This is a genomic window from Lentibacillus sp. L22, assembly GCF_040812445.1.
In the GTDB taxonomy this organism is placed as follows: domain Bacteria; phylum Bacillota; class Bacilli; order Bacillales; family Amphibacillaceae; genus Lentibacillus_C; species Lentibacillus_C daqui.
This window is the reverse complement of record NZ_JBFNXI010000003.1, coordinates 174,409-183,408: the sequence shown is the minus strand read 5'-3', so window position 1 is coordinate 183,408 and position 9,000 is coordinate 174,409. Positions and strand designations below refer to the sequence as shown.

Below are 9,000 nucleotides of genomic sequence, written 5' to 3'. Positions count from 1 at the left end.
AAAAGGTTCCAAGCAAACTTTTGATTTGCTTGGAACCTTTTTATTTACTATTTTTGGCTAGTTATGTCCCAGCCTCATTTTTTTCTGAAATGTCTATTGCATAAATAACGTAAAACGAATATTATATTAAATAGTTGCTATAATCATTCGTAAATGAAGGTGTGTGTGATGGAAAGATTATTTAAATTAAAACAGAATCATACAAATATCCAAACTGAAATAGTTGGCGGTGTGACAACTTTTTTGACGATGGTTTATATTATCGTTGTCAATCCGGCTATTCTATCAGCTGCGGGCGTACCGTTTAATCAAGTGTTTATGGCTACCGTTATATCAGCTGTCATAGGTACGTTATGCATGGCGCTTTTTGCGAATTATCCGATTGCCATTGCACCAGGGATGGGAATGAATGCTTATTTTGCCAGTGTGGTAGCTACGCAAGGTTTATCGTATCAGGTTATATTTGGAACTGTATTTTTGGCGGGTATTGTGTTTATTATCTTAAGTTTGACGACATTGCGCGAAACGCTAATCGAAGCCATTCCGCCATCATTGAAGTTCGGTATTACTTCCGGGATTGGCTTGTTTATCGCTTTTATGGGATTGAAAATGTCCGGAATCGTCGTACCTAATGAAGAAACAATGGTGGCATTTGGTGATTTACATGCTCCCGGAACTGTATTAACATTGGCAGGGCTGTTTATCACATTAATTCTAATGACGTGGAATGTACCGGGAGCCTTGTTTATCGGGATGGTCGTAACCGGTGTTATTGGCTTTTTTACTGGGCAATTGTCGTTTCATGGATTTATCTCTGCGCCACCAGCTCCCGTGTTTTTCGATATAGATATTTCCGGTGTGTTTAGTAATGGGCTCTATACAGTTGTTTTTGCCTTTTTACTTGTCACAATTTTCGACACGACGGGCACGTTAATCGGGGTCGCTGAACAGGCTGGTTTTATGAAAAACGGCAAGCTGCCACAAGCCAAATCAGCGCTAATGGCTGATGCAACGGCAACAACCATCGGCTCCATGTTTGGGACCAGTCCATCCACGGCATATGTTGAATCAACGTCAGGTGTAGCAGCAGGGGGAAGAACCGGGTTAACCTCGGTTGTTGTCGCTATTTTGTTTGCTATTTCGATATTTTTTACGCCGATTATTGGTGCGATTGCCGACTTGTCTGCGATTACTGCTCCGATATTAATCATTGTAGGTTGTTTCATGATGGAAGGGCTGGCACGAATCAATTGGAAATCGTTCGACGAGGCTTTTCCGGCATTTGCAATTATCCTGACAATGCCATTGACGTCAAGCATTGCTACAGGGATCTCGATCGGATTTATAACCTACCCTTTATTGAAATTGGTAAGTGGCAAAGGAAAAGATGTTCATTGGATTCTTTACCTATTTGGGGTCATCTTTGTCCTGCAAATAGTTTTCTTCCCAGCGCACTAGGATTATCTGTAGGAGTGATTCATTTTGATTGAGCTGAGCAATACAAATAGTCCGTATCAAGAGGAGAAAACAAGCTGTAATGGTTTGGAGGAAAGGAACCGTTTACACTTTCTAGTTGCCTAGTGGCGGATATCTTGTTAAAATGTTGAATGGAAACGTATGGGGTTGTAATTTGTCGATCGGTGTAAACCAAAGCATTTACAATTGTATGTGTATTCTACAATTATTTTTAGTCTGGAGGAGGTTGCCCGTGGATATTCTGCTGGGACTTGTTGCAATTATTGTCGTTCTTGGTTTGTCATATTTGATGTCGAATGACAAGAAGAATATTAATTACCAAGGAATTATCGTTATGTTAGTGTGTCAGCTGCTGATCACCTGGTTTATGTTTTCAACGGGAATGGGCCAAAAAATCATTAATGGTATTTCTGCCGGTTTTAATAAGTTGATAGAATTTGGCCAAGACGGCATTAATTTTGTTGTGGGTGGTTTTAATTTGGAAGAGGGTGGTGTGTTTTTCTTTAATGTTCTATTATTAATTATATTTTTCTCTACCCTTTTATCTGTTCTTACTTACTTGAAAATTTTGCCATTGATTATTAAATATATTGGCGGAATTTTGTCTAAAATTACCGGAGTACCAAAGGTTGAATCGTTTAACGCGGTGAACAGTGTTTTTTTCGGTCAGTCAGAAGCGCTATTGGCGATTAAATCGCAGTTTCATCATTTGGATAAAAACCGGTTGTATATTGTCAGTGCTTCGGCGATAGGATCGGTGTCGGCATCCATTGTTGGTTCGTACATTCAAATTCTTCCGGCGCAATATGTACTGGTTGCATTGCCGCTAAACATGTTTAGTGCAGTGATGATCGCATCAATTATTGCACCGGTCAAGGTACCTAAAGCCGAGGATAAGGTTGATGTGAAAGATGTTTCCCAAGATGGAAGTATCTTTGAAGCAATGGGAAATGGTGCACTGGACGGGGGGAAGGTAGCATTAATCGTTGCTGCCATGCTGATTGCTTTTATTGCGTCACTAGACCTGGTGAATTGGCTGATCCAGCTCATTTTCGCGGGTGTCACTTTGCAAGAAATTCTTGGTTATATACTTTCACCGCTCGGGATTTTAATGGGTATTTCGCCAAGTGAGGTCATTCAAGCTGGTGGCGTGATGGGAACCAAAATTGTTACCAATGAATTTGTTGCCATGCTTGATTTCCAATCGATGCTTGGGCAAATGTCGGAAAAAACAATTGGGATTGTAACGGTGTTCCTGACGAGCTTTGCCAACTTTTCATCGATTGGAATTATCGCCGGTACTGTACAAGGTATTGATCAAAAAAAGGCAGCGCAAGTTTCGTCATTTGGCCTGAAATTGTTGGTTGGAGCAACACTTGCTTCCATTTTATCAGCAACCGTTGCCGGGTTATTCTTATAAGTGCGTGTTCAAAAAGGAGGATAAAAAGGACCGAGAAGTTCAAGGCGGCGTAGCTTTGAGCACCGGAGTGTACATAAAAGGTACATGAGGAGCGGAAAAGCAAGCCAACGACGAAATTCGACGTGTCATTTTTACCGGACTTTTTGAACATCCTCTATAAAGTGAAACTTCCTTCAGTGGGGTTTTCTTTTCATCCCCCCACTGAAGGTTAGTTGAACCAATTGGGCCGTTACTGGCTGTTGGATCTCTCACTTAGAATTTTTATATTTTCTCTATTCTTGAAGTGAGAGTCTTACAGCCAGTTACACTGCGATAAATATATGCGTGCCAGGAACCGAAACTATTCAGAATGTTCGCGTGCCTGGCACGGGTTATTTTTCTTCCGTTTTTGTTGATTTTCCAGTAGGATTAAAGATGATCGCAACAGCATATTCGTTTTAAGATTAGAAAAGAAAATATGAAAATTTGCGCTTTACTCAGTTTAGAACAGGGCGAGCCTCGTCTGGCTCCAGCGCCCAGCAACTAGCAAACTTCAGACGCCTTCCTACGATAAGTCAACATCGATTCGCTGATCGCTCATCGTGTTTCCTTTATCTCGTCAGGAGTCTTCCAGTTTGTACGTTGCTAACCGGGCGCTTCCACCTTTGTTCTTTAGAAAGGAAGACATTTTTATGAAAAAGAAGCGGATCCTTTTTACCGGTGGGGGGACTGCCGGACATGTTATTGTGAATCTGGCATTGATTCCTGTGTTCCGGCAAGAAGGATGGGACATAGATTATATTGGATCAAAAAAAGGGATCGAACGTACCTTGATTGAACAATTGGAAGGTGTAACCTATCATCCGATTTCCACGGGAAAATTACGTCGCTATATTTCCAAAGAAAATCTGAAAGACCCCTTTAAAGTGTTAAAAGGAACGATGCAGGCATGGCGGATTATTGGTAAACGAAAGCCATCAGTTATCTTTTCCAAAGGCGGATTTGTTTCTGTACCGGTCATCATGGCTGCTAAATTACGCGGTGTGTCAGCAATCATCCATGAATCGGATTACACGCCAGGGCTTGCGAATAAGCTGGCTATTCCATTTGCCAAAAAAGTCTTGGCAACATTCCCGGAAACCATGAACTATTTGCCGGAAAAGAAAGCAGAATACGTTGGTGCCGTTGTCCGGGATGAACTATTTCAGGGCAGCAGGGAAAATGGGCTGAAACTATGTGGATTTAAAAGCCCGAAACCAGTGTTGCTTATCATGGGCGGCAGTGGTGGCTCGGAAAAAATCAATAACACAGTAAGGGAGAGTTTGGACGACTTGTTACCTGTCTTTCAAATTGCTCACATTTGCGGAAATGGTAAAATTGATTCCAGCATCAACCGGGATGGATATGTCCAATTTGAATATGTGAATGAAGCGTTGAAGGATTTGTTTGCCGCTACCGATTTTGTGTTATCACGTGCCGGATCCAATGCTATCTTTGAATTTTTGGCATTGCAGAAACCGATGCTATTGATTCCATTGTCAAGACAAGCAAGCAGGGGGGATCAGATTGTCAACGCCAGATCGTTCCATGAGAAGAAATATGCCCGGGTATTGGAAGAAGAACGAATTTCAGCGGATAACCTGGTTCAAGAGCTGCTCCGTCTAAAAGAACAGGCACCAATCATGATCGATTATATGAAAAAGTATCAAAGTGAACAAGCTAAAAATCGGGTGATTGAGATTATTAAGCAAGCAGGGAAGTAACACAGAGGATGCTCAAAACTTCATAGGGAAAAGGAGTGTGAAAAGGGTATGTATCTGTATCGCAATGATCCGATGACAGTAGATGAATACTGGCAAATTCGCAAAAAAGATGATGCATTGCTGGAATATATTGATGGACTCGTTTATATGTCCCCATCACCATCGACGAAACACCAGCGGATTTCCAGTAAGTTGCAGCTTTCATTCGGGAACTTTCTTGATGGAAGGGATTGCGAGTTATTTCCGGCACCTTATGATATTGAGTTGCGATCCGAATGACGTACAATGCGGGACGGGGGAAATCACATCCAAGTTTTTAGCAGGTTTTCTATTGATTTGGCAGAGATTTTTTAGTAGAAAAGTAGAAAAAACAGGAGTGAGGATAGAACCCACTCCTGTTTTTCAACACTTCATTTTTTCCTTATCAATTTACTTTATACGAATGAAGCATGGCTGTTTTTTTTGGAGTCTTTCACTGGAACAAATCCATGAATCGTTCCCAAAAACCTTTCTCCTCGTCCTTTGTTTCCTTTTTCTTATCTGGTTCTTCTACCTCAATCGGTTCGGTTTTCAAGGCAAATTGTACAACGTCGACATTTGTATTTTTGTCAGATACAAACGATTTCGGTTCAAAATCAGATGTATCAAATTCATCCATCATTTCATCTACCTCGGACTGCATGTCACCGGGCAAATCACTGGTCTCATCTTCCAGTTCTTCTGTACCGTCTTTCAGATCACCAGCGCCATCTTTAAGAGAGGAAGTACCATCGGCCAGCCCTTGGATACCGGTATTAATATCTTGATAGGTAGTTGCCAATTCACTAACTCCATCCGTATACTGCACTAAACCATCGTGGAAGGACTGATATTGGGATGCGAGACTCGATACTCCCGACTGCAGATCTTTCAGCGCATCCAACCCATTCATGTTGTCCATGCCGTTTTCAATTTCAGTTGCAGTGGATTTTGCTTTGTCAGCCATTTCCCTTATTGAATCAGAAACGTCATCCAATGTTTCCGTCACTGCACCGAATGCTTCAGAAGCCGCTTGATACGTTCCTTTGGCTTTTTGGGCCGCCTTGTAGGTTTCAATCAATTGGTTGACGACTTCCTGATCGACATCACTTCCAAGTAGTTTCTTCAATTGGCCCTCATCAATATCGCCAGCTGGAATCTCGTTCATGGCATCATCCAAATTGCTGTATGCTTTATGATAGTTATCACGCAATTGATCAAGTCCGTCAGCAGATTGCTCCAAGCCGTCTGCTAATTTACGAATCCCATCAGGCAATTGTTCAAGCTGACTAATGTCCGGAGCATCTTCAGGAGCACCCTGCACCGCCTCGCTTACTTGCTGGAGAACATCATTAATTTCCGAAGACCCGTTAACCAGTTCTCCTGATGATTGGTCCAGCTGATTAATGCCATTCAGGTAGCTGCTCGAACCGTTGCTCAAATCCGCCGCCCCATCATTCAGATTCGAAATACCACTGTTCAAATCGCCGACACCACTATTAATCTTCTTAATAGCATCAGACAATGACTGCATGTCACCTTTCACATCGCCCAAATCTGGATCATCAATCGGCATGGAAGCGGGCGTTGCCGAAATGTCAATCGGATCCATCTCAAAATGCTTTACATGAGCAGATACAATGAAGGTTTCTTCTTTTTCGGGCATGACGGTAAATGTCACTTGCGTATCTTTACCGGATTTGGCTTTGGTTCCATCCGGGGCTTGGATATCCGCAAATTTAGCCGGGTCAAGCGTCAGAGAGATTTGCATCATATAGTTTTCGAAAAACGTTGGATCGACATCATCATTGCCGGAGGTTTTTATCTGGAGTTCCAGTGATCCGTCTTTTCCAGCCAATTTATCCGGATCCACTTCTTTTCCATCCAGCTTATAGGTGATAGCAATATTCCATGGTAATGGCTGATTGTCCATGTCACCTTGATAATAAAAGTCATTATCGCCTTTTTCCGCCTGAAAATGGACGTTATTGTCAGCTGTCTGTTTGATATCCAATAAATTAGTCAAGTTGCGAACATTGGTATAATTACCGTGATCCGTAATTTTGCCAGGTTTTGTGACGTGAAACGTGTTTACCACATACATATTCTCCAACGTTCCATTTGCTCCCAAATTGCCGTAAATGGCTTCATCCTTTGTGGAGTATTTGCCGGATCCCGTATCTCCATTCTCATTGTCCTTGGCGAACACAGAAACAGGAAGCGAGCCAAACACCAGAACGGTACCCATCATTACAGTTGCTATTTGTTTGAATCGCATCGAATCACTCTTCTTTCCTTTTGTAAAAATTTGGTTTCCAGGTTGTTTTTTCAATCACGCGGTCAAATACGAGCAACAGTGCTGGCAGTAACAACACAACAAGTAGAAACGCCAATAATGCACCACGTCCGAGCAACAGACCAATCGATGAGACAATTGGATCGGATGACGTTGCCCACAAAATAAATCCGACACTGGACAGGATAGATGCGGACACTCCAATGGAGAAAATCTTCTCATTAATGGTCTTCTTTATGGCATCGATAGCACTCATTTCTTTACGGAGCAGCGTATAGTTTTCGGTGAATAAGATCCCGTAATCAACCGTTGCCGCCAGTTGAACCGTACTGATAATCAAATACCCGATAAAAACAAGCGGTGAATCGCTAAAGTATGGAAATGACAAATTAATCCATACTGACGTCTCGATCGTTAGCAATAGGATAACCGGGAAGGAAATGGACCGAAATGTAATAAGCAAAACAATAGCGATTGTAATCACCGTCAGTAAGTTGACCAATGTATTATCCTTTTCCACAATATCCTTCATATCGTATAGGGTAACGCTCTCTCCCAGAGCATGGTATTTATCACCATAATAATCAGCGGCAATTTCTTTAACCTTATCGACAAGGGCAAATGCCTCGTCACCCTCCGTATCCGTTGTGGTATTTAAGGTAATCCGGCTGAAATGCTTCGAAAAGAATGGTTCGGTTTCCGACTCATCGAGATACTCTGGTGGTATGCCTGCACCAACGGTATTGACATAGGAAACTGTACTTTTCACGTCATCCAGTTCATCCAGATCCTGCACCATTTCTTCTTCTCGTGCCAGATCTCCTTTTGGAACTAATAGAACCATTGGTGTAAATTTACCAAATACATCTTCTATTTTCTTAGCATCTTGACCGGCCCTTGTATCATGCGGATGCTCTCCGGTTCCATAAAGAAAGTTCGTATGACTTTGCGCCAAAAAGGCTGGTACAATAAGAATTGCCACAATCAATAAGACCGGAATACGCAGCTTCATAATATATTTCCCAATATTATATTTGCTTGGCAGGAATGGTCGGTGCTGCGTTTTATCAATCCATTTGTACAAGATCAACGTGAGTGCCGGGAGGAAAATCATTACACTGATGAAGCTTAGTATGATTCCTTTCAGCAGGTTCAGGCCTAAATCCGCACCAAGCCCAAACTTCATAAACATCAGGGCCATAAACCCGAAAACAGTAGTCGATGCACTCGCTGCGATGGCTGGGAATGACCGCTTCATTGCCAGTTTCATCGCTTCTTCCGGAGTTTTAGCCGTCTGCCGATAATCGGTAAAGCTATGGAGCAGGAAGATGGCATAGTCAAGGGATACGGCCAATTGCAGAATTGGTGCGACAGCCTGTGTCACAAAGGAAATCTCCCCAATAAAAATGTTCGTCCCCATGTTTATTAGAACGGAGACTCCTATGGCTGTCAGGAAAAAGATCGGTTCCATCCATGATGTTGTTGATAGCAGCAGAATCAAAATCACAATGGGAATGAGAATTAATGCGGCATTCATCGCTTCTTCGCCCGTCATCTTCTGCGAGAGTGCTGTATCCAGTGCATCCCCCGACATCGCGTTGCCCTTGCCGATTAAATCATAGACGGCATCTGTTGCCTCCACTTCTTTTCCATCTTCAATTTCAAAGGAGAACAGTGCATCGCCATCTTTATAGTACGATGTAACGGTATCCGTATCGGCCATTTCAATTGGTGTCTTGATGTCGATCACATCATCAAGCCACATGACGCCGGAAACACCATCAATGGCTTCCAATTTTTCCTTGTATGCCAGGGCCTCTTGGATGCTGACGTCTTTTATCATAACCCGTGTATTGGCCACGTCATCGTCGAATTCCTTATCCATCACATCCATAGACTTCATGGATGGTGCATCATCCGGTAGATAGTCGACCATATCATGATTGACCGGGACGCCAAACTGCACCACCACACTGACAATCGTCAAAACCATAAAGGTGATGACAATCGATTTTTTATGCTTTATAATACGTTCTGTCATTGTGGTC

Annotated in this window: 6 protein-coding genes; 4 read left to right on the top strand and 2 right to left on the bottom strand. The window is 42.4% G+C overall.

Annotation, left to right across the window (positions count from 1 at the left end; genetic code table 11):
* The first annotated feature begins 168 nt into the window (after positions 1–168).
* The 4 genes from ABRT01_RS02755 to ABRT01_RS02740 all read left to right on the top strand — a co-directional run bounded on the left by ABRT01_RS02755 (position 169) and on the right by ABRT01_RS02740 (position 4,917).
* Positions 169–1,458 carry an NCS2 family permease gene (locus ABRT01_RS02755; RefSeq protein ID WP_367746259.1) on the top strand — a complete coding sequence of 430 codons (1,290 nt, stop codon included), beginning with the start codon at positions 169–171 and terminating at the stop codon, positions 1,456–1,458.
* A 250-nt stretch (positions 1,459–1,708) separates the two neighbouring features.
* Complete coding sequence (locus ABRT01_RS02750; RefSeq protein ID WP_269409781.1) at positions 1,709–2,896, top strand: NupC/NupG family nucleoside CNT transporter; 1,188 nt, start codon at positions 1,709–1,711, stop codon at positions 2,894–2,896.
* 671 nt (positions 2,897–3,567) lie between these two features.
* The gene (locus ABRT01_RS02745; RefSeq protein ID WP_367746258.1) at positions 3,568–4,638 is read left to right on the top strand and encodes an undecaprenyldiphospho-muramoylpentapeptide beta-N-acetylglucosaminyltransferase; all 1,071 of its coding nucleotides are present in this window, start codon (positions 3,568–3,570) and stop codon (positions 4,636–4,638) included.
* Between the two features lie 48 nt (positions 4,639–4,686).
* Positions 4,687–4,917 carry a Uma2 family endonuclease gene (locus ABRT01_RS02740; RefSeq protein ID WP_269409779.1) on the top strand — a complete coding sequence of 77 codons (231 nt, stop codon included), beginning with the start codon at positions 4,687–4,689 and terminating at the stop codon, positions 4,915–4,917.
* A gap of 193 nt (positions 4,918–5,110) precedes the next feature.
* Here the strand turns inward: ABRT01_RS02740 and ABRT01_RS02735 are convergent, their stop codons facing one another.
* Together ABRT01_RS02735 and ABRT01_RS02730 are read right to left on the bottom strand one after the other, a co-directional pair.
* Positions 5,111–6,934: a methyl-accepting chemotaxis protein gene (locus ABRT01_RS02735; protein ID WP_367746257.1), complete on the bottom strand. Its 1,824-nt coding sequence runs from the start codon at positions 6,932–6,934 to the stop codon at positions 5,111–5,113.
* A 4-nt stretch (positions 6,935–6,938) separates the two neighbouring features.
* Positions 6,939–8,993 (bottom strand): efflux RND transporter permease subunit, encoded by a 2,055-nt coding sequence (locus tag ABRT01_RS02730; protein ID WP_367746256.1) that lies wholly within the window; start codon positions 8,991–8,993, stop codon positions 6,939–6,941.
* Between the last annotated feature and the right edge of the window lie 7 nt (positions 8,994–9,000).